The sequence below is a fragment of the Paracoccus angustae genome, from assembly GCF_042648745.1.
Lineage (GTDB): Bacteria > Pseudomonadota > Alphaproteobacteria > Rhodobacterales > Rhodobacteraceae > Paracoccus > Paracoccus angustae.
Genome location: NZ_JBHRXY010000002.1, coordinates 274,681 through 296,111, shown reverse-complemented (window position 1 = coordinate 296,111; position 21,431 = coordinate 274,681). Strand labels below are relative to the sequence as shown.

The window sequence follows — 21,431 nt, the reverse complement described above, 5'->3', positions numbered from 1 at the left end:
TGGGATATTTGACGTCCAAAGCAGGCCTGCGACGGACCGAAAATATCCTGGGGGGAGTCCGAAGGACGGGGGGCAACGCCCCCCTTCTTCTTCATTCCGTTCCGATCTTGTCCTGCGTCCGGGTCTGGAAATCGCCGGCGTCGTGGCGTTCCCACAACTGCCGCGACGGATCGCCCGAGGTGTTGTTGACCATGATCCCGCGCTGAACGGCGGGACGGGCGGCGATCTGGTCACGCCAGCGGCGCACGTTGTCGTAAATGCCCGCGTCCAGGAAGGTCGCCGCGTCGCCGTAAAGCTTGCCCGCCACGACCTGCCCGTACCAGGGCCAGATCGCCATGTCGGCGATCGAGTATTCCTCGCCCGCCATGAAGCGGTTGCGGGCCAGATGCCGGTTCAGCACGTCCAGCTGGCGCTTGACCTCCATGGTATAGCGGTCGATGGCGTATTCGATCTTGACCGGCGCATAGGCATAGAAATGGCCGAAGCCGCCGCCCAGAAAGGGCGCAGAGCCCATCTGCCAGAACAGCCAGTTCATCGCCTCGGTCCGGGCGGCGGGATCGGCGGGCAGAAAGGCGCCGAACTTCTCGGCCAGATAGAACAGGATGGATCCCGACTCGAAGACCCGGCGCGGCGGCGTCACCCCATGGTCCATCAGCGCGGGTATCTTGGAATTGGGGTTCACCGCCACGAAGCCGCTGCCGAACTGGTCGCCTTCGCCGATGCGGATCAGCCAGGCGTCGTATTCGGCGTCATGGCCCGCTTCCAGCAATTCCTCGAGCAGGATCGTGACCTTCTGCCCGTTGGGGGTGGCCAGCGAATACAGCTGCAAGGGGTGCTTGCCCACCGGCAGATCCTTGTCATGGGTCGGGCCTGCCACGGGCCGGTTGATGCTGGCGAACTGGCCGCCGTTTTCGCCCTTCTGGGTCCAGACCTTGGGCGGGGTGTAATCGTCGGTCATGACGCCTCCTGACGCTGGTTCGGGCGCAGGATGCGGGCAGGCCGTGCGAACATCAACCCATCAAAACGCTGGCGTATGTTCCTGATATGTTCTAGTCTGGCGCCATGTTGCCGCCCCGCGATCCCGACGAACGCCTGAAAGCCCGAGGCGCGGACACCCGCCCCGACGGACGGTTCGAGCCGCATCGGCGGACCCGCGAAGCCGATGGCTGGGACATGCCCGAGGACGAACACCTGCTGCGGACCCAGGTCGTGACGGAACGTCCGCGCAGCATCATCACGCGCAACACCTCGCCCGACGTTTCCTTTGACCGCTCGATCAATCCCTATCGCGGGTGCGAGCATGGCTGCATCTATTGCTATGCCCGCCCGACCCACGCCTATCTCGGGCTGTCGCCGGGCCTGGACTTCGAAACAAAGATCACCGCCAAGCCCGACGCGGCGCTGCTGCTGGCGCGCGAGCTGGCGCGGCCGTCCTATCGGCCCGCGCCGGTCGCGCTTGGCACCAACACCGATCCCTACCAGCCCGTCGAATCGAAACTGGCGATCATGCCGGGGATCCTGCGGGTCCTGTCGGACTGGAACCATCCGGCGACGCTGGTCACGCGCGGGCAGGCCGTTCTGCGCGACCTCCACCTGTGGGCGGAACTGGCCGCCAAGCGGATGGCGGCCGTGGGCGTCAGCATCACCACGCTGGACACGGGCCTTGCCCGCGCGATGGAGCCGCGCGCGCCCACGCCCGCCACGCGCCTGCGGATGATCCGCGAACTGTCCGCCGCCGGGGTGCCGGTGCGGGTGATGGTCGCCCCCGTCATCCCCGTGCTGACCGAACCCGAGATCGAGTCGATCCTGACCGCGGCGCGCGAGGCAGGCGCCACCACCGCCAGCATGATCCCCCTGCGCCTGCCGCTGGAGGTGGCGCCCCTGTTCCGCGACTGGCTGGACCGCCACCGGCCCGGCATGGCCGCGCATGTGATGAACCGCATCCGGGCCATGCGGGGCGGACGCGACAACGACCCGCGCTTCGGCCACCGCTTTCGCGGGCAGGGGGCCGAGGCGGACCTGGCGCTTCAACGCTTCCGTCTGGCGCGCAGGCGGCTGGGCTATCAAGGGAACGGCGCGCCGCTCGATTGCAGCCGCTTCGGCCCGCCGCCCAAGGCGGGCGAGCAGCTGGCGCTGTTCTAGGCGCCCCGATCCTGCTCGTTCTTGGCCCAGAGATAGCCGATAAAGGCGCCCTTGACGAAGCGCAGCAGGATCAGCGTCACAAGCGTGGTGATGGCCCCCGTGATCGCCAGCAGCATCACGGGCGACGGGCGGAACAGCACCCAGGTGAAGCCGATCAGCGGGATCAGCAAAAGCAGCATGATCGTCATGGTGAAGAAGGCAGGCCCGTCGGCGGCGGGATAGCGGCCCAAGGGGGCATGGCAGACCGCGCATTCCGAGGGAACGCCCAGGTATCCGTGCAGCAGTTTCCCCTTGCCGCAGTTCGGGCACTGGTTCAGCAAGCCCCGGGTGATGGCTGTCCTGCTGTCGCGTTCCTCGGTCATGGTCCTGTCCGCCTTTGCTGGTTTCCTTCGGCCCTAAACCGGGCGGAACCCCGTTGGGATGCGTCCAATCACCGCGCCAAAGGCGATTCCCGGGAACCGTTGCCGACCGAGCTGAACCCGCCAAGCCGCGCCGCGATTTCCTCCAGCGAGGGGCGTGGGCCGGCGGGGCGCGTTTCCAGCGCCTCGCGCATGGCGCGCAGATGGGCGGGCGTGGTTCCGCAGCAGCCGCCGATGATCCGCACCCCCAGGTCGCGGGCCAGGCAGGCGTAATCGGCCATGACGGCGGGCGTGCCGTCGTAATGCAGGTGCCCGTCCTCCAGATGTGGGATGCCCGCGTTGCCCTTGGCGATGATCGGCCGTTCGTTGCCCGAGGCCACGAAATCGCGCACCGTGCGCAGCAGATCCGCCGCGCCCACGCCGCAATTGGCGCCATAGGCCAAGGGCGGGTTCGGCAGCCGTTCCACCAGCGCCGACAACTGGGCCGAGGTCACGCCCATGATCGTGCGGCCCGCGGTGTCGAAGCTCATCATGCCGCACCAGGGCATGTCGGCCAGATGGGCGGCCTCGGCCGCGGCGCGGAATTCCTCGGCCGAGCTGATGGTTTCCACCCACAGCACGTCGGCGCCGCCTTCCTTCAGCGCCTCGGCCTGTTCGTGGAACATCTCGACCGCGCGGGCATGGGACAGGGTGCCGATGGGGGCCATGATCTCGCCCGTGGGGCCGATGTTGCCGGCCACAACGACCGTGCGCCCCGCGGCGTCGGCGATGTCGCGCGCCATGGCGGCGCCCGTCCGGTTCAGCTCGCGCACGCGATGGGCCGCGCCTTGCAGCCGCAGGCGGCTGGCATTGCCGCCAAAGGTGTTTGTCAGGAACAGGTCGGCCCCGGCTTCCACCGAATCGCGGTACAGGCGGCGCACCTTTTCGGGCTGGTCGATGTTCCACAGCTCGGGCGCGACGTTCGACGCCAGGCCCATGTTGAACAGGTTGGTTCCCGTCGCCCCGTCCGCCATGAGCCAGCCGCGGCTGGCAAGAAGCTGGCTGAGAGGGTCGGGCATCGGCTGTCCTTCAGCATAATGCGAAATGTCCGTCCAGGGACGGCTACCAATCATCAAGTCCATGATACGTCTGGTTCCGGCAGGAAACAATTTGGACCGGAACGAAAAAAGGCCGCACCGGTTTCCCGCCGCGGCCTTGAACTTTGCGTGTGCGAAGAGCCGCCTTAGCGGTCGTCGCCTTCGTCCCCGGACGCGCCGCCGATGTCGTCGAACAGCTCGGCGATCTCGAATTCGGCGGCGGCATCGGCCTCGGCGGCCAGATCCTGGATCGACTTGCCCTGCGCTTGCAGTTCGGCCTCTTCGACGGAACGGGCGACGTTCAGGACGATGGTCGCGTCCACCTCGGGGTGCAGCACGACGCTGACCTCGTGCAGGCCCAGTTCCTTGATCGGCTGGTTCAGCACGACCTGCTTGCGGTCAAGCGTGAAGCCGGCCTCGGTCGCGGCCTCGGCCGCGTCGCGGGTGGTCACGGAACCATACAGGGCGCCGGCATCCGATGCGGACCGGATGATCACAAAGGTCTGGCCGTTCAGCTTGTCGGCGATCTTCTGCGCTTCGGCCTTGGATTCGGCGTTCTGGGCCTCCAGTTGGACCTTGCGGTTCTCGAAGGACTTGATGTTGGCCTCGGATGCGCGCAGCGCCTTGCCCTGCGGCAGCAGGAAGTTGCGGGCATAGCCTTCTTTGACGCGGACGACTTCGCCCATCTGGCCAAGCTTGGCCACGCGTTCCAGCAGGATGACTTGCATGTCCCCGTCTCCTTACTTCACGACATAGGGCAGCAGGGCCAGGAAGCGGGCGCGCTTGATGGCGCGGGCCAGCTCGCGCTGCTTCTTGGCCGAAACGGCGGTGATGCGCGAGGGCACGATCTTGCCGCGTTCGGAAATGTACCGCTGGAGCAGGCGCGTGTCCTTGTAGTCGATGGCAGGCGCGTTTTCGCCCGAGAAGGGGCAAACCTTGCGGCGGCGGAAGAACGGTTTGTTGGCCATGGTCAGATCCTTTCAGTCCGCTCGCGGCGCTCGCCGCGGTCGCCGCCGCGGTCGGCGCGGTCGCCCCGGTCGCGGTCGCCGCGCGGGCGGTCGCCACGGTCGCCGCGGTCCCCACGCTCGCCCCGGTCGCGGTCGTCGCGCTTCTGCATCTGGACCGAGGGGCCTTCCTCGTGCTTGTCCACGCGCACGGTCATGACGCGCATCACGTCGTCGTGCAGCCGGGCCAGGCGTTCCATCTCCTGCACGGCGGCCGAGGGCGCGTCCGAACGCAGAAAGGCGTAATGGCCCTTGCGGTTCTTGTTGATCTTGTAGGCCAGGGTGCGAACGCCCCAGTATTCGTTTTCGACGACCCGGCCGCCGTTGTCGGCCAGCACGGTCCCGAAATGTTCGATCAGCCCTTCGGCCTGCGTGTTCGACAGGTCCTGGCGGGCGATCAGCACATGCTCGTACAGAGGCATGGCATCCCTTTCGATTGTCGGGCGCATTTCATCGACGGGCCAGCCCTTCCGCACCCGTCACGAGAGGCTGCGCCGGTGGCAAGATCTCGGCGGAAGGATGCGGCTTTATAGCGGCGAATGCCGGGGATGCAAGGTGATTCGGGGAAGGCCCGGCCCGGGCGCGCCGGACCGGGCCGGGCGTCACCGCGCCATCGGCTGGGGCTGCGGGGTCGCCGCGTCGCGCACCGGCAGGATCGGGTGGACGATCCGGGGCTGCCGGCCGGTCAGCGTGCCCAGAAAGGCCACGATCTCGTCGATCTGCGGTTCGGCCAGTTCCGTGCCCAGCTGGGACGAGGACATGATGCTGACCGCCTCGCGCAGATCCCAGACGGCGCCGGAATGGAAATAAGGCGCGGTCAGGGCCACGTTGCGCAGGGGCGCGGCGCGGAAGACATAGTCGTCGTCCGCCGTCTGCGTCACGGCGAAGCGGCCCCGGTCGCTTTCGGGCAGGACCGATCCGCCGGGCCGTTCGGCCACGCCGAAGGGATGGTAATCCTGCCCGCCGACGTTGCGGCCCGCGTGGCAGGCCGTGCAGCCGGTATCCATGAAGGCCGCCAGCCCGCGCTTTTGCTGATCGGACATGGCGGCATCGTCGCCCTTGAGGTACCGGTCGAAGGCGCTGTCGGGGGTGATCAGGGTCGCCTCGAAGGCTTCAATGGCGCGGGCGAAGTTGTCGAAGCTGACGGGGGCCGCCTCGTCGGGAAAGGCGGCCTCGAAGGCCTCGACATAGCCCGGCATCGACTTCAGCGTGCCCAGAAGGTTTTCGGGGGTGTTGTTCATCTCGACCCCGGCCTGGACCGGACCCTTGGCCTGGGCGGCCAAGTCGGGCGCGCGACCGTCCCAGAACTGCGCGACGTTGAAGATCGCGTTCAGCATGGTCGGCGCGTTGCGCGGCCCCTGCTGCCAGCCATGCCCGATCGAGGTGGTCAGCCCGTCCACCCCGCCAAGCCCCACGTTGTGGCAGGACTGGCACGAGAACACGCCCGAGCGCGACATGCGCGGATCGAAGAACAGCATCGCGCCAAGCGCGACCCGCTCGGGCGCCAGCACGTTGCCCGGAGGTGCCTGGGGGGCGTCGGGGATCGGCTCGAACCATTCCAGCGCGGCGGCGCGCAGTTCGGCATCCGGCGGAAGCCCGGTCTGGGCAAGGGCCGGCAGGGGCAGCGCGCCAAGCGCGGCGATGGCAAGAAGGAAGGTCTTCATGGATGTCTCTCGATTGCGGAACTCGCGCGCCCGGTTCCCGGCCTAGCGAATGGGCGCGGCTGCGCCATGATGCAGATCAAGACGCGGCGCTTGCGGCGCGGCGGCGGCTGCGTCACGATGCCTCGGGGCGGCGGCGAGCGAGGGGCGGAGATGGCGCTGGAGGATGCCAAGCATCAGGTGGATCAGGCCTTTACGCGGAAAGACCCGCGCGGGCCGTCCTTCGAGAACGCCTTTGGCGGCGCCACCAGCTTTCTGCGGCGGCGCTACAGCAAGGATCTGGCCGGGGTGGACGTGGCGGTGACGGGGATTCCCTTCGACCAGGCGGTGACGCATCGCCCCGGCGCCCGCTTCGGCCCCCGCGCCATCCGCGAGGCGTCCGCCTTGCAGCCCTACGATCCGCCCTATGGCTGGGGCTACGACCCGCTGTCGGCGCTGACGGTGATCGACTACGGCGACATGGCCTTCGATTATGCCAACGTGCGCGAGGTGCCCGCCCGGATCGAGGCGCATCTGGGCGCCATCCTGGACGCGGGCGCCGCACCCGTGACGCTGGGGGGCGATCATTCCATCACCCTGCCGATCCTGCGCGCGGTGGCCGCCCGTCGCGGGCCGGTGGCGCTGATCCAGTTCGACGCCCATTCCGACACCTGGGCGGACGACGATCCCGACCGGATCGACCACGGGACGTTTCTTTACAAGGCCATCCGCGAGGGGGCGGTGGATCCGGCGGCCAGCGTCAGCATCGGCATCCGCACCGAGAACCCCGACACCCTGGGCGTGACCATCCTGGACGCGGCGGGCGTGCATCGGGACGGCGTGGAGGCCACGCTGGCAAGGGTCCGCGCCGCGGTGGGCGACCGGCCTGTGTATGTCACCTTCGACATCGACGCCCTGGATCCGGCCTTTGCGCCCGGCACGGGCACGCCGGTCTGGGGCGGGCTGGCATCCTGGCAGGCGGCGGCGCTGCTGCGCGGGCTGGCGGGGGCGGATCTGATCGGCGGCGACGTGGTCGAGGTTTCGCCCCCTTACGACGCGACGGGGGCCACCGCCATCGCGGGGGCGCATGTGGCGGCGGAACTGATCGCGCTTTACGGCTGGAGGCGGCGCTGATCGCGTCCCGCGGCGGCCGGGGGCGCTTCGCCCCCCGGACCCCCCGAGGATATTTGTCGTCCAAAGCAGGCTTGCCGGTTTCGTGGCGCCCGGGTAATCCCCCGCCATGTTGCCCGAAGATCGCCTGTCCCAGATCGTCCAGCGGTTCGAATTTCTCGAAGCGCAGCTGAATGCCGGCGCGGCGCCCGACCAGATCGCCCGGGTCAGCCGGGAATATGCCGAACTGAAGCCCGTGGTCGAACAGATCGGCCGCTGGCGCGCGGCCCGGGACGGGCTGGCCGAGGCCGAGGCGATGCTGGCGGACCCCGAGATGCGCGAACTGGCCGAAGACGAGCTGGCCCGGCTGCGCAGCGAGATGCCCGCGCTGGAACAGGCGCTGCGCATTGCCCTGCTGCCCAAGGACGCGGCGGACGCCCGCCCCGCCATTATCGAGATCCGCCCCGGCACCGGGGGGGACGAGGCCGCGCTGTTCGCGGGCGATCTTTTGTCCATGTACCGCCGCCATGCCGAACAGCAGGGCTGGACCTTTCAGATGCTGGATCTGACGGAAACCGAACTGGGGGGCGTCAAGGAGGCCGTCGCGCGGGTCGAGGGCGAAGGGGTCTTTGCCCGGCTGAAGTACGAATCCGGCGTTCACCGCGTCCAGCGGGTGCCCGAAACCGAATCGGGCGGGCGCATCCACACCAGCGCCGCCACCGTGGCCGTTCTGCCCGAGGCCGCCGAGGTCGACATCGACATTCCTGCGGGCGACATCCGCATCGACACCATGCGGGCCAGCGGCGCGGGCGGGCAGCATGTGAACACCACCGATTCGGCGGTGCGCATCACCCATCTGCCGACCGGCATCGTGGTCACCAGCAGCGAGAAGTCGCAGCACCAGAACCGCGCCAACGCCATGGCCGTGCTGCGCGCGCGGCTTTACGACATGGAGCGCAGCCGCGCCGACGCCGAACGGGCCGCCGACCGCAAGTCGCAGGTCGGGTCGGGCGATCGCAGCGAGCGGATCCGCACCTACAACTTTCCGCAGGGGCGGATGACCGACCACCGCATCAACCTGACGCTTTACGCGCTGGACCGGATCATGGCGGGCGATCTGGGCGAGATCATCGACGCCCTGACCGCCCATGACCAGGCCGCCCGCCTGGCCGCAGAGGGATGAGGCTGTCCCAAGCCCGCCGGGACGCCGCCCGGCGGCTGGCCGCCGCCGGCATCGCGGGTGCGGCGCGCGACGCCGACCGGATCCTGGCGGCCGTTCTGGGGATCGAGCCGGGGCGGTTGCGGGTCATGGATGACCGCGGCCTGACGGGCGAGGAGCTGGCCCGGCTGGAGAGCGGCCTTGCCGCCCGCGCCGCCCGCCAGCCGGTCGCGCAGATCGTGGGCTTTCGCGACTTCTATGCCCACCGGTTCCGGGTCACGCGCGACACGCTGGACCCCCGCCCGGAAACCGAGGTGCTGGTCCGGGCGGCGCTGGATCTGCCTTGGGCCAGCGTGCTGGACTTGGGAACGGGAAGCGGGGCGATCCTTGTCTCGCTTCTGGCGGCGCGGCCGGGGGCGAGGGGGCTTGGCACCGACATCTCGGGCGCGGCCCTTGATGTGGCGCGGGGCAATGCCCAGATGATCGGCGTGACGGCGGATTTCGTTCCGGCCGACTGGTACCACGGGATCGCGGGCCGCTTTGACCTGATCGTCTCGAATCCGCCTTACATCGCGCTTTCGGAAATGGCGGGCCTTTCCCCCGACGTGCGGGACTGGGAACCGCGCGGCGCGCTGACCGACGGGGACGACGGGCTGACCGCCTATCGCGCCATCGCGGCGGGGGCGCGGGACCATCTGGCCCCGGGCGGGCATGTGCTGGTCGAGATCGGGCCGACCCAGGGCGAGGCGGTCTGCGCGATCCTGGCGGCTGCTGGGGCGGAGGCGCGCGTGATCGTCGACCTGGATGGCCGGGATCGTGTCGTCCTGGCACGCTTTTCCGCCTGAAAGCCGGGAATCGCGGGTTTTCGTCACGATTTCGCTTGTCAGGGGGGACGGGGCGTGTTTATTCGCCCTTGTGCAGGGGGCAGCGATGCCCAGGCACGGGTCAGCCTGGAAAAAGCCGATTCCGTGATGAACGCCGCTCTGCGTTCGTTCGGGTGCAAGGCGCGGGCTGAACGGCAGGGCGAGCCCCTTGAACCGCTGCCGCCGCCCGCGAAGCCGTCCAGATCCCTGGAAAGCCGGATCAACTGGAACACAAACAGACAAAACTGATGAGATCATCGAAATCCCGCTCGCGCAACAAGTCGAACCGCCAGCGCACGCTGGGCAACATCGTCAACCGCGTCTTCGACAGCTCGGGCCCCGAGGGCAAGGTGCGCGGGACGCCCCAGCAGATCATCGACAAATACCTGACGCTGGCGCGTGACGCGCAGCTGTCGGGCGACCGCGTGGCCGAACAGGCCTTTCTGCAACACGCCGAGCACTACACCCGCATGCTGGGCGAGGCGCAGCGCGAGATGGCCGAACGCCAGCAGTTCCACCAGAACCGCCAGGACGGCGACGAGGGCCGAGAAAGCCAGCCGAACGGCGGCAACGGCCAGCAGCAGCGCGACGGGGCGGCGCGCGAACCCCATGGGCGCGACGACAACCGCCGCGACAACGGTTCCCGCGAAAATGGGAACCGCGAGAATGGCGCCCGTGACCATGGTGCCCGTGACCATGGTCCGCGCGAGAACGGTTATCGCGACAACGGTCCGCGCGATCAGCATCGCGATCAGGCCACCCGCGAACAGGGCAGCCGCGAACAGCCGCGCCCGGAACCGGCGCCGGTCGAGCGCCGCGAGGACGAGCAGCCCTCGCCCCAGCCGGAACCAGGTGTCGAGGTTCAGCCCGAGGGTCTGCCGGACGCCGTGACCACCTCCGAGGACGAGGCGGCCGGTCCCGTCGAGACGCCCGAAGCCTCGGCCAAGCCTGCCCGCAGCCGCGCGCCGCGCGCGCCCCGGAGCGAGCGGAGCGAAAAGCCCAGTCCGCCGCGCGCGCCCCGGACCCGACGCAAGTCCCCCGAGGGGGGTGCGAAGGCGGAGGCCGAGGAAACGCCCGCTGCCAGCGAGGAATAAGGGAAAAGGGCCGCGGCGTTCAGCCGGCGGCCCTTTTCAGTGGCCGTGGCTTCACTTGTTCTGGCTTCAGTGTCCCCGGCGCGCGGCGTCCAGCGCGCGGGCCAGCGCGCAGAAGCGTTCAAGGCCGATCTCCTCGGCGCGGGCTGTGGGCGGAATCCCGGCCTGTTCCAGCAGGGTCTCGATTCGCGGATGCAGCCCCCGCAAGGACGCGCGCAGCATCTTGCGCCGCTGGTTGAAGGCCGCCGCCGTGACCTGCGACAGGACGGCAGGGTCGGCGGGAAAGCGGGGTGCGGGCAGGGCGGTCAGGTGGACCACCGCGGAATGGACCTTGGGCGCGGGCACGAAAGCCTCGGGCGGCAGGGTCATGACGATGCGCGCATCCGCCCGCCATTGGGCCAGCAGCGCCAGGCGCCCGTAGGCCTTGGAGCCGGGCGCGGCGACGATCCGCTCGGCGACCTCTTTCTGGAACATCAGGGTCAGCGACTGCCAGAAGGGCGGCCAGTCGGGCGGCGTCAGCCAGCGGATCAGCAATTCGGTGCCGACGTTGTAGGGCAGGTTGGCCGCCACGCGGATCGGCGGGGTCAGGTGCGCCAGGGGGTCGATCTCCAGCGCGTCGCCGTGGATCACCGTCAGGCGGTCCGGATAGCGGTCGGCGATCTCCTGCAAGGCGGGCAGGGCGCGGGCGTCCTTTTCGATGGCAAGGACATGGCGCGCCCCTTCGGCCAAAAGACCGCGCGTCAGGCCGCCGGGACCGGGGCCGATCTCCAGCACGTCGCATCGGCTCATGTCGCCCGCCTGGCGCGCGATCTTGGCGGTCAGGTTCAGGTCCAGCAGGAAGTTCTGGCCCAGCTGCTTCTTCGCCCGCAGCTCGTGGCGGGCGATCACCTCTCGCAGGGGGGGCAGGTCGTCGATGGTGCTCATCGTGGCGCGTTCGGATGGGTATTTGGACAAAGAAGAAGCATCAAGCGCCGCGCGCCGCCGCCATGTCGCGGGCCATGCGCAGGGCGGCGACGGTCGAGGCGGGGCTGGCAAGCCCCCTGCCCGCGATGTCGAAGGCCGTGCCGTGGTCGGGCGAGGTGCGGATAAAGGGCAGGCCAAGGGTGACGTTCACGCCGCCCTCGAAATCCAGCGTCTTGATCGGGATCAGCGCCTGGTCGTGATAAGCGCAGACCGCCGCGTCATACCGCGCGCGGGCGGGGGCGTGGAACATCGTGTCGGCGGGCAGGGGGCCGGTCAGGTCCAGGCCCTCGGCCCGCAGGCGGCCCAACAGGGGGGCCATCCAGCCGGTTTCCTGGCGGCCCATGGCGCCGCCCTCGCCCGCGTGGGGGTTGAGGCCCGCGACCGCGATGCGGGGCGCGGGAATGCCGAAGTCGCGGATCAGCGCGGCATGGGTGATGCGGATCGCCTGTTCCAGAACGGCATCGGTCAGGGCGGCGGGCACGTCCTGCAACGGGATGTGGATCGTCGCGGGCACCACGCGGCAGGGCGGCGTCACCGTGGTCGAGGCCAGCATCATCACGACCGGCACGTCCCCCGCCAGATGGGCGAGGTATTCGGTATGGCCCGGAAAGGCGAAGCCCGCGCCTTCCTTCAGCGCCTGCTTGCTGATCGGCAGGGTGCAGACGGCCGCCGCCTGTCGGCGCATGACCAGATCCACCGCGCGGGCGATCGCGCCGATCACGCCCGCCGCGTTCGCGGGGTCGGGGCGGCCCGGCACCGCGGGGGCGGCGAAGTCGTGGCGCAGGACGGGCAGACGGCCCGCAGGCACCGGGTCGCCGGGCGCGGCGATTTCGGTGAAGGCCGTGCCCGCGGGCAGGTGGCGCGGGTCGCCCATCCAGGCGAAATCGACGCCCGAGGCCAACGCCTGCGGAGCCAGTTCCGGGCCGACGCCCGCAGGCTCGCCACAGGTCAGGATGATGCGGCGAACGGTCACGGGCGGCGGATGACGGCGTCGGCGCGCAGTTCGGCCAGATAGGCTTCGGCCGCGGCATTGGCCTTGCGGTTGAAGATCTCGTCGCGGACGGCTTCGCGCGTGGGCAGGGCGTCGGTGTCGGGCACCGCGGCCTCGACCCCGTCGGGGGGCAGGGCGGTGGTGGCCACGTCATCCGCGATGCCGGCCACCAGGGCGGGCTGGCGCGAACAGAGCATCACCAGATCCGCGCCGTTGCCGTAATCGACCACGCCCGCCTCGTCCGCGTCCATCGTCGCCAGCCGCGTGGCGATCAGCGCCGGGATGGCGCCTTGGGGCACGGTCTGGCGCTGCACCTGCGGGGCCGCCTGTCCGGCCTGGACGTAAAGGTCGTCGCAGCCGCGCGTCCGCGCGGCCAGCGCCGCGGCCTCGGCCGCGGACGCAAGGCGCAGGGTCGCATAGTCGATCACCTGCTCGGTTGCGCCGGGGCGCAGGGTGCCCTGGCTGTCGCGGAGGTGGAACAGCACAACCGCGCCCTCGACGGTCAGGGGCTGCGTGGTCTGGCCGGGCTGCAACCCGCCGATGACCTGGCGCAAGGCCGGGGGCAGGTTGTCGATGTCCACCCAGGCCAGCCGCCCGCCGGAGCCGGCCGATTCGGCGGCGGAATACCGGCGGGCCGCGGCCTCGAATTCGTCGGACGACAGATCGGCCCCGGCGATCTGGCGGCCCAGGTCCAGCGCCTGCTGTTCCTGGCCCGGCGGGGCGGGAATGATCAGTTCGGAAATCAGCACCCGGGAAACGATCGGCGTTTCGACGGCGCGGCGCAGTTCCTGGTCCACCTCGGCGTCCGAAACCTCGATCCGGGGGACCACGCGTTCGCGGATGACGGACCGCCAGACAAGGCCCGCGCTGACGAAATCGCGATAGGCCTGGGGTTCCACGCCGGCGTTCTCAAGGGCGGCGGTGAATTCCGCCGCCGACAGGCCCGCGCGGCCCGCGAATTCCTCCAGCCCGTTCTGCAGGCCTTCCTCGGTCGGCGCGATGCCCAGCTGGCGGGCTGCGAAGCTGCGCAGGCGGTCGTCGATCAGGGCGTCCTGCGCTTCGGCTTCCGTGGTGCCGGGGGCGCCGAGAATCCGCATGAACGCCTGGCGCTGCTGGACCTCGTAGCGGGTGATGGCGGCATTGTTGATGTAGATCACCGGCTCGAACAGGTTCTGCGCCAGGATCGGCGCTGGCCCTGCCGCCAGGGTCGCCGCCAAGGCGAGGCCGGAAAGGAAATGCCGCATCTGCTGCCCCTTCGTATTGTTTCTTGGCGCAAGATTAGCGCATGCAGGACCGGCGCGCCACCGTGCCCGGCAGGTCGTCCTGGCTGGTGCCGAAGCCGCCCAGCCGGACCGACAGGCCGACGCTGGTTTCCGGGTTCACGCTGTCCGAACTGGTGAAGCGGCGCGACACGCCCATGTCCACCGTCAGGCATTCGTTGCGATAGGTCAGGTCCAGCGAGGCGCGCTGCGCCCGGTCGGCCGCGAAGTCGTAACGGGTTTCGGCGCGGCCCCACCAGCCGGCGCGGATCTGCCAGCCGACATTGGCGACCAGTTCGCTGATGTCGGGAAGCTCGACCTCGGCCCGGCTGTCGCCGTCCAGCCACAGATGGCCCGCCGACAGTTGCAGGTCGTCGCGCAGCCAGCCAAGGCGCAGTTCGTTGCGCGACATGTCCAGATTGTCGTCGAACAGCGCCCGGTTGGCGATGGCAAGGCCGATGCCGCTGTCGTATTGCGCCGAAACCAGCCAGTCGGAGCTGGTGCCGGACAGGGCCGAGTCATCGGGAAAGGCCTCGTCCGGGTCGGCGCGCAGCACGCGGCCCCCGGTCAGGGCCAGCGACCATCCGGTCGGATCGAACCGCGTCCAGGTCACGCCCAGATTGGCGCGCAGCCCGCTTTCGCGGGCGTCCCATCCGGGAAAGCGGTTGTCGGAAAACAGGTTGCCCTCGTCGAACTCGATCAGGCGGCTGTCCTCGTTGGGGATGTCGTCGTCGCGGCCCGGGGGCGAATAAAGGATCTGCGCCACGGGTTCGACCATGTGGGTCACGCCGTCGGCGCCGCCGATCAGGGGCCAGCGCAGTTCCGCCCCCACCATCGGATCGCCGCGGGCCACCAGGTCGTCATAGCGGCTGTCCTGCGCGATGCGGTAAATGTCGGCGTCGATCCCGGCCAGGGCCGCGCCGACCACGCCGCCCGGCAGGATCTCGCTGCGCCGCCAGTCGAGGCCCACCGAGGCGCGGGCGATGTCGCGGCCCGCTCCGTCCCGGTCCGAAGGGCGGCGATGCGCGTGAACCGACCATTCCAGCAGCCCTTCCCCGCCGATATAGTCGGGGGTGAAGCGGCGCTGCCAGATCACGTCGGCCACCTGGGCGGGCGAGGTTTCGTTGTTCTCGTCGTCGCGAAGCGAGTGATAGTTGCCGGTCCGTCCGAAGAACAGCTTGTCGCGGGTCACGCGCTCCAGGGTGAAGCCGCTCCACAGCCGGTCGGCCTCGGTGATGTCGTAGTCCAGCAGATAGCCCCGGTCCGACGCCGCCTGCACCTGCACGCCCAGGCGATAGCCGCGCGGCAGCTCGAACAGGGCGTTGCCGAACAGGTATCCGCGGGTCTCGCCCGGCTCGATGTCGTCGCGGCTGATCGCGCCGTTCCATTCGGTGACGCCGTTCGCCCAGGCCTGGCGATAGCGCAGCTCCAGCGTCCGGGTCCGGCTGGCCGAGACATAGGGTGTGACCGTCACGTCCGCGTGATCGCCCAGGGTGACGAAGTAAGGCAGCTTGATGCCGAAGCCCAGGTTGGAGGTGGTGCGGAATTCCGGCCGCAGAAAGCCCGTGCGGCGTTCCACCGTGGGATCGGGCGCGGTCAGCGCGAAGGGCGCGGCGGCCAGGGGCAGGCCGAAGGCGCGGAACTGCGGGCGGTCGAAGGTGATCAGCCGGGTTTCGGCGTCATGGGTGATGTTGCGCGCCCGGATTTCCCACAAGGGCGTCGGATCGCTGGCGCAAACCTGGCAGGACGACGCCACGACATGGCGCAGGTTGGTCATGCGCCCGTTGCCCGTGCGCGTCAGCTCGGTCGCGGCCAGCTGCAATTCGCGCGCCAGCACCAGCCGCGCGCCGCGGATGATGCCGTCCTGCAAGCGGCGGTCGATCTGGCCCGAATCGGCGATCAGCACGGCCTCGGCCTCGGGGTCGGCGGCGCCGGGGCGGGACAGGTGGATGGGGCCTTCGAGGGTCAGCTCGCCCGTCGCGCCGTTCACGACGATGCGGGACGCCACCAGCCGCGCCCCCTGGTACCAGGCCACCACGCCTCCCGCCGCGATCAGCGTCCGGTCGCCTTGTATGACAAAGGTGTCGGCCAGCACCGTGGCCGCGTCGTCGGGCGGCCCCCCGGCGTCGCGGCCGGGCAGGGTCACGTCGGCATCGGGGGCGACGGCCTGAAGAGGGGCGGCGCCGGGGGTGCGGTCGCCCAGGATGCTGTTGCCAAGCGGCGCGGCGGTCGGGGCAAGGGCGGCCTCGTCGCTCCACCCCAGGGTGCCCGATCCGCCGATGCTGCCCGCGCCCAGGCCCGGATCCCGCGTCAGCACCGTCTGGCCAAGCGCGAACCCCGGCAGCAGCGCCAGCCCCAGGGTCCAAGCCTTCAAGATGTGGCCCTTCATCCGTCCTCCCGCGCCAGGATCAGCGCCATGGCCAGCAGGCCGCCCACCAGGGGCGGCGTCCAGCCCGCAAGCCAGGGCGGCACCTGGCCGTTGTCGCCCAGAACCTGCGCCAGATTGCGCAGGAAGAACAGCCCGATCCCCGCCCCGAAGGCCAGCAGCACCGCCCCGCCGGTGTTCCTGCCCCGCACATGCTGCATGGTGAAGGCCGCGGCGATCAGCACCATTGCGGCCATCAGAAAGGGCCGGGCCAGTTCCATCTGCAACCAGACCTTGTGGCGCGCCGCCGAAAAGCCCGCCCGTTCCAGCCCCGCGATGAAGCCCGGCAGCTGCCAGACCGGCACGGCTTCGGGGCGGCCGAAGCCTTCGCGGATGCGCTGCGCGGTCAGGTCCGAGGCAAGCTCCATCCGCGCGGCCGTCGCGGCGGCGGCTTGGGGGTTCGCCTCGGTCAGGGGATAGTCGCGCACATCGGTCAGTTCCCACTTTCCGGGAACCAGCCGGGCTTCGCGCGCCTCGACCCGGCGCACGGGACCCAGGGTTTCGTCGAAAACCATGAAGGTCGCGTCGTAAAGCGTCGTCGCATCCGGGCTGGCGCGGCGGGCGCGGATAACGATCTGGCCCGCTTCCTGGGATCCCTCCACCACGGCCTGGCGCAGCCAGACCGCGCTGTCGCCCACGGACACGGTCTGGCGGCTGGCGCGCTCGATCTCGGCCACGGCCCGATCGAAGCGCGCGCCGGTCACGGCGACCAGGGGGTTCAGAAAGGCCACGGTCAGCGCCCCCACCAGCACCGCCGTGATCGCGGGCGCCGTCACCACCTTCAGCGCCGACCGCCCCGAGGCGCGGATCGCCACCATTTCCGACGTGCGCGCCAGGTTCAGGAACAGCGCGATCCCCGCCAGCACGGTCAGCAGCGGCAGGATCGAGTAAAAGCTTGCGGCCACGTTCAGCGCCGCCAGCCCGAAGGCGCCGCCCAAGCCGATGTCGCGGTCGGAAAAGCGGCGGATCATCTCGATCATGTCGATCAGCAGCAGGATCAGCAGGAACACCCCCGCGATGGTCAGAAAGGACCGCAGGAAGCGCCGCGCGACATAGCGGGCCAGGATCATGCGGCGGCCTCCCGGCGCTTCAGCCGCCGCGGCCCGGCCGCTAGCCGCAGCAGCCCGCAGCACAGCGCCGCGCCGATCAGGGCGGGCGCATACAGGACGGGCCACAGCCCAGGGTCGCGCCCCGCCTGATTGGCGGCGGCATTGGTCAGGAACTGCACCGCGATCAGCCCCAGAATGGCCCACAAGACCTGCCGCCAGACGCCGAAGCGCGAATAGCCGCCGATCAGCAGCGTGGCAAAGCCGATCATCGCGGCGACGGGCGACAAAAGGGGTTGGGCGATGCGCTCATGCGCCTCGCGGCGGGCATCGGCGGGGCTGGCCCCGGTCGCGGCCAGCAGGGCGGCATCGGGGTTCAGCAGCCGCAGCGTGCCATAATCGCGCAGGTCGCGGCCTTTCCGCCCGCCGCCGGCGAACAGCGCGCCGATGTCGTAGCTGAATTCGTCGAACCGGGTGACGGCCAGCGTCTGCCGGTCCCCCCGTTGCCGCAGGTTCTGCGACATGCCGCGCAGCAGGATCAGCACGGGGCCGGTTTCGGCCCGGACGACCAGGGCCTCCTCGGAGGTGTAGATGGTCTGGTTCGCGGGATCGCGCGCGTCCTCGATGAACAGATCCAGCAGGCGGCCGTCGGTGGCGGTGTCGCGGATGAACAGGGTGATGCCCTCGGCCGGATACTGGAAGGTGCCGGGGCGCAGAAACTGCTCGGTCACGTCCTGGGCCAGTTCCGCCTGCCGGTCGGCCAGCCGGGCGCGGGCCAGGGGCACCAGCCCGTGGACCAGCACCGCGACCATCAGCCCCACGAAGACCCCGAAGACCAGCACCGGCCGCGCCAGCCGCCAGGGCGACAATCCCGCCGCCTGCATCGCCACCAGCTCGGATTCGCCCGACAGCCGGTTCGTGCCATAAGCCGTGGCCGCGAAGGCCGCGACCGGCAGCACGACCGAGATCACCAGCGGCAGCGTCAGCGCCGTGAATTCCAGCACCACCAGCGCGGTCTGCCCGTCGCTCAGAAGATCGTCGAACAGGCTGACGGCGCGGTTGATCCAGTAGATCGACACCAGCACCAGCGCGAAGAACCCGAACAGCGTCAGCAACTGGCCGAGAATGTAGCGGTTGATCCGGGGCATGTCGCGGGGGTTGTCCTTGAAGCCATGTCGGGGGCGGCGGTCACGTCTTGCTTAGCGGCAAGGGCGGCTCTGGAAAAGGGTGCGCGGGGCGTCTAGGCTTTCTTCCGCAGAATGATGAGGACGCGATGACCCACCCTGTCGAAATCACCTTCACCGAAACCGCCGCCGACCGTCTGGCCGGGCACGAAGGACGGGTGGCGATGATCGTCCAGCCGGGGGGGGATCTGCCGCCGGGCCTGCCGGACGCGGCCCTCCAGGCGGCGCGGCGGGCGATGGCGTCGAAGGCGGGCAAGGGCCTGAAGCCCGGCGCGGCGCTGGAACTGGCCTTTCCGGCGGGCATGGCGGCGGACGCGCTGATGCTGGTGGCGCTGCCCCGTGACGCCGACGTGGCGCAGGCCCGCAAGGCGGGCGCGGCCATCGGCGCCAAGCTGGGAAAGGCGCACACCCTTGTTCTGGCGGGCGATCACCCGCTGGCGAACGAGATCGCGCTTGGCATCGCCCTGCGGGGCTACGACTTCTCGGTTTATCAGACCAAGCCTGCCGAGGGGGGCGAGGACGCGGGCGCCGACCCGATCCCGCAAAGCGTCACCCACGAGGCCGACAATGCGGTGATCGCCGACGCCCAGGCCGACAGCACGCCCGAGGCGCCGGACGAGCCGGTATCCGAAAAGGCCCGCGTGACCTTCATGGTCGGGGATCCCGAAGCCTTGGCAAGAAACGCCCGGGACGCCGCGGCGGTGGCCGAAGGCGTGTTCTTCACCCGCGATCTGGTCAACGAACCGGCCAATATCCTGACCACCACCGATTTCGCCGACCGCCTGAAGGCCATGGAGGAGATCGGCCTGACCGTCGAGGTGCTGGAGGAGGACCAGCTTGCCGACCTGGGCATGCGCGCGCTGCTGGGCGTGGGCCAGGGGTCTGAAAGCCCTTCCAAGGTGGTGGTGATGCGCTGGAACGGCGGCGGGGACCAGGCGCCCCTGGCCCTGGTCGGAAAGGGCGTCGTTTTCGACACCGGCGGCATTTCCATCAAGCCCGCGGCGGGCATGGAGGAGATGACCATGGACATGGGTGGCGCGGGCGTGGTCGCGGGGGTCATGCGGACGCTGGCGCTGCGCCGGGCGAAGGCCAATGTCGTGGGTCTGGTGGGCCTTGTGGAAAACATGCCCGACGGCAAGGCGCAGCGTCCGGGCGACATCGTGAAATCCATGAAGGGCGACACGATCGAGGTGATCAACACCGACGCCGAGGGGCGTCTGGTTCTGGCCGACGTGCTGTGGTACGCGCAGACCCGCTTCGACCCGTCCGCCGTGATCGACCTGGCGACGCTGACCGGGGCGGTGATCATCGCGCTTGGTCACGACAACGCGGGCGTTTTCGCCAATGACGACGCGCTGGCCGACAGCATCCTGGCCGCCGCCCGGGCCGAGGGCGAGGGCGCCTGGCGCCTGCCCCTGGGCCAGTCCTACGACAATCTGATCAAGTCGCGCCTGGCCGACATGAAGAACACCGGCGGCCGCGCGGCGGGATCCATCACGGCGGCGCAGTTCCTGCAACGCTTCATCCGCAAGGGCACGCCCTGGGCGCATATCGACATCGCGGGCGTGGCGCTGCCGCCGGGGGCCACCGATCTGGCCCCCAAGGGCGCGACCGGCTGGGGGGTGATGACGCTGGACCGCCTGATCCGCGACCGCTACGAGGCCCGGTAAGCCCCGATGGGCAACGCGCTGTTCTATCACCTCCTCCGCTCGCCCGCCGAAAGCCTTTTGCCGGTGCTGATCGGTAAGTCGCTGGCGGCGGGATGGCATGTGGAACTGCGCGGCACCGATCCGGCCCGGATGGAGCGGCTGGATCTGCATCTGTGGGGGGGCGACGGCTTTCTGCCGCACGGGCTGGCGGGCGGGCCGCACGACGCGCGCCAGCCCGTGCTGCTGACGCTGGCGGGCCAGGCGGCCGCGAACCGCCCCGCCTGCCTGATGGCGCTGGACGGGGCCGAGGTCGCGCCCGCCGAATGCGAGGCCCTGTCGCGCGCCTGCATCATCTTCGACGGCGGCGATGCCGGGGCCACGGCGCGGGCGCGCGACCAGTGGCGCGTGCTGACCGGCGCGGGTGTGGCGGCGGAATACTGGTCCGAGGAATCGGGGCGGTGGGAACGGAAAAGATAAGGCTGGCCCCTTGGGCCCGCGGGGTTTCATCGCCGGCGACGACGCGTGCGGCGGGACAGGCCGCTGCCGCGAGGATCCGGCCTGGCCTGCGGGCGCAGACGCATCCCGGCGGCTTTCCGGCATCAGGCGAAAGCGCGCCGGATTGTCCGGCCCGTCCGTCAGGGCATCGACACGCGCTTGCAGCCAATCAGCTTCGCGCCAGCCGCTGAACCGCCGGAAGGCCCCAACCGCCGGGCCGTCGGGCAGATCCCGCCACGGGCCGCCTGTCCGCATCCGGGGCGGCAAAGGACCGGCGGCCATTGCGTTTCGTTCGGCGGCATGCCTGCGTGAACAGCCGGCCGCGCCGGCCGCAAGGCCCGCCGGGCCTTTGGCAGAACGTCGCGATCCATCCGGAGCGCCGCTTGCGTCCACGGCGTCTGGCGAAGCCCTGCGGGCCTTCATGGCGAAAGCCGCTGCCTTTGCGTCGCGGCAAGGGTGCAGCGTGAATCGCCCACCCAAGGATGTGCCCGTCCGCCGCCGCCGAAAGGGATCCGCCGGACCCTTTTCCGGGCGCGCCCCTGCGGCAATTTCGATCTTGCCATGCCAGAGGCATATCGTGCATCGCTTGCGCCATGCGCCGCCTGGTCCGTCAGCCGTGGAATCTGGCCTTTATCGGCCTGCTCATCCTCGCCCTCGCGGCGGGCATGACCGCGCGTCCCGTCCCTTCCGAGATGGATCTGCGTCTGGAAGCCTGGACGATGGCGGGCGGGTCGCTGGACGATCTTTGCGGCGATCACGGCGCGGACCACCGGGCCAACCATTGTCCCCTGTGCAACCTGGCCGCGCCGATCGGCCTGCCGCCCGTCGCGGCGTCCCTGCTGGATGCTGAACGGCGCATCCTGGCCCGGGTCGTCCTGCCGCAGATCCGCCGCGCTGCGGGTCATGCGCGCGATCCCGCCGTCCCGAAGCGCGGCCCGCCGCACCTGATCTGAATCCAAAGCCGCGCCGCCCGCA

General features: G+C 70.0%; 21 protein-coding genes. 8 read left to right on the top strand and 13 right to left on the bottom strand.

The window, feature by feature from the left end; translation table 11 throughout:
- Positions 1–91: 91 nt before the first annotated feature.
- Positions 92–958, bottom strand: a complete 867-nt coding sequence (gene yghU, locus ACFOM8_RS04520) for a glutathione-dependent disulfide-bond oxidoreductase (protein ID WP_377759697.1) — start codon at positions 956–958, stop codon at positions 92–94.
- Between the two features lie 104 nt (positions 959–1,062).
- On the opposite strand from yghU, the gene ACFOM8_RS04515 reads away from it, so the two are divergent.
- Positions 1,063–2,142, top strand: coding sequence for a PA0069 family radical SAM protein (locus ACFOM8_RS04515; protein ID WP_377759695.1), 1,080 nt, complete (start codon positions 1,063–1,065; stop codon positions 2,140–2,142).
- Here the strand turns inward: ACFOM8_RS04515 and ACFOM8_RS04510 are convergent.
- The 6 genes from ACFOM8_RS04510 to ACFOM8_RS04485 all read right to left on the bottom strand — a co-directional run bounded on the left by ACFOM8_RS04510 (position 2,139) and on the right by ACFOM8_RS04485 (position 6,245).
- A complete protein-coding gene (locus ACFOM8_RS04510) occupies positions 2,139–2,504 on the bottom strand; it encodes a DUF983 domain-containing protein (RefSeq protein WP_377759693.1) in 366 nt (121 codons plus the stop codon). The two genes, ACFOM8_RS04515 and ACFOM8_RS04510, sit on opposite strands and share 4 nt — an antisense overlap.
- A 68-nt stretch (positions 2,505–2,572) precedes the next feature.
- On the bottom strand, positions 2,573–3,559 hold the full coding sequence (bmt, locus tag ACFOM8_RS04505) for a betaine--homocysteine S-methyltransferase (RefSeq protein ID WP_377759691.1): 987 nt from the start codon (positions 3,557–3,559) through the stop codon (positions 2,573–2,575).
- A gap of 164 nt (positions 3,560–3,723) precedes the next feature.
- On the bottom strand, positions 3,724–4,305 hold the full coding sequence (gene rplI / locus ACFOM8_RS04500; RefSeq protein ID WP_377759690.1) for a 50S ribosomal protein L9: 582 nt from the start codon (positions 4,303–4,305) through the stop codon (positions 3,724–3,726).
- A 12-nt stretch (positions 4,306–4,317) separates the two neighbouring features.
- The gene (gene rpsR, locus ACFOM8_RS04495) at positions 4,318–4,545 is read right to left on the bottom strand and encodes a 30S ribosomal protein S18 (RefSeq protein WP_103173059.1); all 228 of its coding nucleotides are present in this window, start codon (positions 4,543–4,545) and stop codon (positions 4,318–4,320) included.
- A gap of 2 nt (positions 4,546–4,547) precedes the next feature.
- On the bottom strand, positions 4,548–5,003 hold the full coding sequence (rpsF, locus tag ACFOM8_RS04490; RefSeq protein WP_377759688.1) for a 30S ribosomal protein S6: 456 nt from the start codon (positions 5,001–5,003) through the stop codon (positions 4,548–4,550).
- A 180-nt stretch (positions 5,004–5,183) separates the two neighbouring features.
- Entirely contained in the window at positions 5,184–6,245 is a 1,062-nt protein-coding gene (locus tag ACFOM8_RS04485; RefSeq protein WP_377759686.1) for a cytochrome-c peroxidase, read from the bottom strand.
- Between the two features lie 150 nt (positions 6,246–6,395).
- Between ACFOM8_RS04485 and speB the strand changes: the two genes are divergently transcribed.
- The 4 genes from speB (at position 6,396) to ACFOM8_RS04465 (ending at position 10,447) form a co-directional block, all read left to right on the top strand.
- Positions 6,396–7,355, top strand: coding sequence for an agmatinase (speB, locus tag ACFOM8_RS04480; RefSeq protein ID WP_377760071.1), 960 nt, complete (start codon positions 6,396–6,398; stop codon positions 7,353–7,355).
- A 106-nt stretch (positions 7,356–7,461) separates the two neighbouring features.
- Positions 7,462–8,514, top strand: coding sequence for a peptide chain release factor 1 (prfA, locus tag ACFOM8_RS04475; RefSeq protein ID WP_377759684.1), 1,053 nt, complete (start codon positions 7,462–7,464; stop codon positions 8,512–8,514).
- The gene (gene prmC / locus ACFOM8_RS04470; RefSeq protein ID WP_377759683.1) at positions 8,511–9,335 is read left to right on the top strand and encodes a peptide chain release factor N(5)-glutamine methyltransferase; all 825 of its coding nucleotides are present in this window, start codon (positions 8,511–8,513) and stop codon (positions 9,333–9,335) included. The genes prfA and prmC overlap by 4 nt, the downstream gene beginning before the upstream one ends.
- 266 nt (positions 9,336–9,601) lie before the next feature.
- Positions 9,602–10,447, top strand: coding sequence for a DUF4167 domain-containing protein (locus ACFOM8_RS04465; protein WP_377759681.1), 846 nt, complete (start codon positions 9,602–9,604; stop codon positions 10,445–10,447).
- 66 nt (positions 10,448–10,513) lie between these two features.
- On the opposite strand, the gene rsmA is transcribed toward ACFOM8_RS04465, so the two are convergent.
- Genes rsmA through lptF form a run of 6 tightly spaced genes read right to left on the bottom strand, consistent with a single transcriptional unit; the run spans position 10,514 to position 18,276 of the window.
- Positions 10,514–11,368: a 16S rRNA (adenine(1518)-N(6)/adenine(1519)-N(6))-dimethyltransferase RsmA gene (gene rsmA / locus ACFOM8_RS04460; protein WP_377759679.1), complete on the bottom strand. Its 855-nt coding sequence runs from the start codon at positions 11,366–11,368 to the stop codon at positions 10,514–10,516.
- A gap of 40 nt (positions 11,369–11,408) precedes the next feature.
- Positions 11,409–12,380, bottom strand: coding sequence for a 4-hydroxythreonine-4-phosphate dehydrogenase PdxA (gene pdxA, locus ACFOM8_RS04455; protein WP_377759677.1), 972 nt, complete (start codon positions 12,378–12,380; stop codon positions 11,409–11,411).
- Positions 12,377–13,642, bottom strand: coding sequence for a peptidylprolyl isomerase (locus ACFOM8_RS04450; RefSeq protein WP_377759676.1), 1,266 nt, complete (start codon positions 13,640–13,642; stop codon positions 12,377–12,379). The genes pdxA and ACFOM8_RS04450 overlap by 4 nt, the downstream gene beginning before the upstream one ends.
- A 34-nt stretch (positions 13,643–13,676) precedes the next feature.
- Positions 13,677–16,046, bottom strand: coding sequence for an LPS-assembly protein LptD (locus tag ACFOM8_RS04445; RefSeq protein ID WP_377759674.1), 2,370 nt, complete (start codon positions 16,044–16,046; stop codon positions 13,677–13,679).
- On the bottom strand, positions 16,043–17,152 hold the full coding sequence (gene lptG / locus ACFOM8_RS04440; protein WP_377759672.1) for an LPS export ABC transporter permease LptG: 1,110 nt from the start codon (positions 17,150–17,152) through the stop codon (positions 16,043–16,045). The genes ACFOM8_RS04445 and lptG overlap by 4 nt, the downstream gene beginning before the upstream one ends.
- Positions 17,149–18,276 carry an LPS export ABC transporter permease LptF gene (lptF, locus tag ACFOM8_RS04435; RefSeq protein WP_377759670.1) on the bottom strand — a complete coding sequence of 376 codons (1,128 nt, stop codon included), beginning with the start codon at positions 18,274–18,276 and terminating at the stop codon, positions 17,149–17,151. The genes lptG and lptF overlap by 4 nt, the downstream gene beginning before the upstream one ends.
- A 125-nt stretch (positions 18,277–18,401) precedes the next feature.
- Here lptF and ACFOM8_RS04430 point away from each other — a divergent pair, with 125 nt between their 5' ends.
- The 3 genes from ACFOM8_RS04430 (at position 18,402) to ACFOM8_RS04420 (ending at position 21,409) form a co-directional block, all read left to right on the top strand.
- Complete coding sequence (locus ACFOM8_RS04430; protein WP_377759668.1) at positions 18,402–19,982, top strand: leucyl aminopeptidase; 1,581 nt, start codon at positions 18,402–18,404, stop codon at positions 19,980–19,982.
- A 6-nt stretch (positions 19,983–19,988) separates the two neighbouring features.
- Positions 19,989–20,438 carry a DNA polymerase III subunit chi gene (locus ACFOM8_RS04425; protein ID WP_377759666.1) on the top strand — a complete coding sequence of 150 codons (450 nt, stop codon included), beginning with the start codon at positions 19,989–19,991 and terminating at the stop codon, positions 20,436–20,438.
- Positions 20,439–21,049: 611 nt separating this feature from the next.
- Positions 21,050–21,409, top strand: a complete 360-nt coding sequence (locus tag ACFOM8_RS04420) for a DUF2946 family protein (RefSeq protein WP_377759665.1) — start codon at positions 21,050–21,052, stop codon at positions 21,407–21,409.
- Positions 21,410–21,431 lie beyond the last annotated feature (22 nt).